Raw genomic sequence first — 902 nt, 5'->3', positions numbered from 1 at the left:
GCCGCACCACCGCCTCGCCTAGCATGGGAGCCACAAACCAGGCCGAGGCGTGCAGGAGCAGCTCGGCTTGAGTAATGTAGGCCGTCGGAACCGTCAGTGTTCCGAGTCGGAAGCCTGGCGCGATGCATTTGGAGTAGGACGTGACGTAGAAGGTGCGGTCCGGTGCCAACGAGGCGATTGGCATAGGACGCTCGCTGAAGAAAAACCCGTAGACGTCATCCTCTATGACGGTTAGATCGAGCTCCTCGGCCAGTTCAGCGATGCGGCGGCGACGGGTCAGGCTCATGGTGCGTGCTGTTGGGCTCTGGAGCGTTGGCATGCAATAGAGCACCCGCGCACCGGAACGATGGCAGGCTTGTTTCAGCGCCTCTGGATCCATTCCCTCCTCATCCATCTCCACAGGCACCAAGGTGAAATGGCTGGCTGCAGCGATTGCCTTAAAGCCGGAATAGGTGAAGGCATCCACCAAGATGCTGTCGCCTGGCTTCGCCACCAGGCGCAGCGCGATGTCGATGGCGTGCTGGGCGCCGTTGCACAGGAACAGCCGTGCCGGCTCGACGGCAAATCTTTTGTCAGACAGCGAGGCTGCTACGATTTCGCGGTGCTTCCAGATGCCGCCGTGGGGGTGGTAGCGCAGCAACGGCGCAAGATCACGCTCGCGCACCACCTCGCCAAACAACGCGGACAGGATCTGCGTTTCGTTCCCCTCGGCGGGCACGTTCAGCGCCAAATTGACTGGCTCATGTGCTGTCGCCGCCTCTGCGCGGGCGGCGGAACGGCGACGGACGAAGGTGCCCTGCCCGACATGGCCGCTGACGATACCGCGCTGTTCGGCCGCCTGATAGGCTTTGCTCACAGTGCCGACGGAAAGACTAAGCTCTCGCGCTAGGTCACGGTGCGGC

1 protein-coding gene is annotated in these 902 nt (G+C 62.7%); it reads right to left on the bottom strand.

The window, feature by feature from the left end; all coding sequences use genetic code 11:
• The coding region (locus X744_RS139775) for a PLP-dependent aminotransferase family protein (RefSeq protein WP_031261536.1) at positions 1-902 on the bottom strand (902 nt) is incomplete at both ends.

It is taken from the genome of Mesorhizobium sp. LNHC252B00 (assembly GCF_000502955.1).
Lineage (GTDB): Bacteria > Pseudomonadota > Alphaproteobacteria > Rhizobiales > Rhizobiaceae > Mesorhizobium.
The sequence above is the reverse complement of the archived record's forward strand: the minus strand, read 5'-3'. Positions and strand labels throughout refer to the sequence as shown.